This window comes from Collinsella sp. AM15-2 (assembly GCF_003471985.1).
Taxonomy (GTDB): Bacteria; Actinomycetota; Coriobacteriia; order Coriobacteriales; family Coriobacteriaceae; genus Collinsella.
This window is the reverse complement of record NZ_QRKO01000044.1, coordinates 1-2036: the sequence shown is the minus strand read 5'-3', so window position 1 is coordinate 2036 and position 2036 is coordinate 1. Positions and strand designations below refer to the sequence as shown.

Sequence of the window (2036 nt, the reverse complement as noted above, 5' to 3'; positions counted from 1 at the left end):
GAAGAAGGGGGAGGCCTCGCGGCCTCCCCCTTTTTTGCGTTTACGGGCAACATTCCTTATGCAATTAAATCAATTTAATCATCCACCGCTGAATATAGACGTTCACCGTTCTTTGGTCGGTTCTCTGTTCTCAATGGACTAATATTTGCTTTAGCGCACTGCTGCGCTTGTCCTGTTTTACACGGGTCGTTTTATTGATTGTGAAGGAAGGACTCACATGGCAGATGTTCATGAGCTGCTTGATACTTGGATTGCCAATGTCAAGGACGAGGAGCTCCTCGCTGAGCTTAACACGATGAAGGAGCAGGGTGATGAGGACGCCATCACCGATGCTTTCTTCCAAGATCTCGCCTTCGGTACTGCCGGCCTTCGCGGCACTATCGGTGCGGGCACTAACCGTATGAATATCTATACGGTCGGTCGTGCGACCCAGGGATTCGCTGACTACCTCAATGCGACCTTCGAGCATCCAACGGTTGCCATCGCTCGCGATAGCCGCAATAAAGGTGAGCTGTTCGTTAAGACGACGGCTGCCATTCTTGCAGCAAATGGCGTGACTGCCCTCGTGTATCCCAAGATTTCTCCTGTGCCGACGCTCTCCTGGGCCGTCCGTGATCTTAAGTGCTCCGGTGGCATTTGCATGACCGCTAGCCATAACCCGGCGCCGTATAACGGCTATAAGGCCTATGGCCCCGATGGCTGCCAGATCACCAGCGAGGCCGCCGATGCAATTTCTAAGGCTATCGCCGAGACCGATACATTCACCGGCGTGAAGTCCATGGACTTTGATGAGGCTCTTGAGCAGGGTCTGGTTAAATGGATCGAAGGCTCATGCCTCGAGCGTTATTACGACGCCGTTCTCGCGCGCGGCGTGACCAACCTTTCTGCCGAGGAAATTGCCGGCGCGCCGCTCAAGCTTGTCTATACGCCGCTGAATGGTACCGGCCTCATTCCCGTTACCACGGTGCTCGAGCGCGCTGGCATCACCGATGTCACGGTTGTTCCCGAGCAGAAGGAGCCTAACGGCGATTTCCCGACCTGCCCGTATCCTAACCCCGAGATCCGTCAGGCCATGCAGAAGGGCATCGATCTCTGCGAGCAGGTTCACCCTGATTTGCTGCTTGCAACCGATCCCGACGCCGATCGTGTTGGCGTTGCCGTTAAAAATGGCGATGACTATCTGCTACTGACCGGCAATGAGATGGGCGTTCTGCTGCTCGACTATATCTGCAAGACCCGTGCTGCCTGCGGTGAGGACCTCGCTAAGAAGGTTGCCGTTACTACTATCGTTTCTTCCGCCATGGTTGACGCTCTGGCCGACGAGTACGGTTTTGAGCTCCGCCGCTGCCTGACGGGCTTCAAGTACATCGGCGACATCATTACTTCTCTTTCCGATGCTGGCGAGGTCGATCGCTTTATCTTTGGTTTCGAGGAGAGCTACGGCTATCTGGCCGGCGACCACGTGCGCGACAAGGACGCCGTGAGCACTTCACTTCTGATTTGCCAGATGGCGCAGTATTACAAGCTCCAGGGTAAGAACCTTGCCGATGCGATGCACGAGCTGTACGAGAAGTATGGCTACTATCACAACAAGACGATTTCGCTGAGCTATCCGGGCGCTGAGGGTGCGGCAAAGATGACCGGCATCATGGCTGGTCTGCGCGAGAACCCGCCCGCGGAGCTCGCCGGTTCCAAGATTGAGGCCGTCGTGGATTACAACACCTGCGTGAACGGCCTGCCGAAGGCTAACGTCATTGAGTTCGATCTTGAGGGTGGCAACAAGGGTATTGTTCGTCCTTCTGGCACCGAGCCCAAGATTAAGCTGTACATCTTCGCAAAGGGCGCGGATGCCGCCGAGGCTGATGCAGCACTTGACGCGATTGAGGAGTCCGGTCGCAAGCTATTGGCCTAAGGCTTTGAATGCCTAAGTCTATAGATAGACGAAGGAGGGGATCTCGGAAACTGAACTGCACCCCAAAACTTGGACGTCTTAAATAAGAACTACGCCGCAAGGGGCTGGTTCCGGAACTCCTCCG

1 protein-coding gene is annotated in these 2036 nt (G+C 55.3%); it reads left to right on the top strand.

All coding sequences use genetic code 11. From position 1 onward, the window contains the following. The first annotated feature begins 217 nt into the window (after nt 1-217). The gene (locus DW171_RS09980; RefSeq protein ID WP_118271097.1) at nt 218-1912 is read left to right on the top strand and encodes a phospho-sugar mutase; all 1695 of its coding nucleotides are present in this window, start codon (nt 218-220) and stop codon (nt 1910-1912) included. The last annotated feature ends 124 nt before the right edge of the window (nt 1913-2036 follow it).

What these genes read in the sequence shown, in the direction of transcription:
- DW171_RS09980 (WP_118271097.1), top strand. Translation starts at nt 218, where the DNA reads ATGGCAGATGTTCATGAGCTGCTTGATACTTGGATTGCCAATGTCAAG.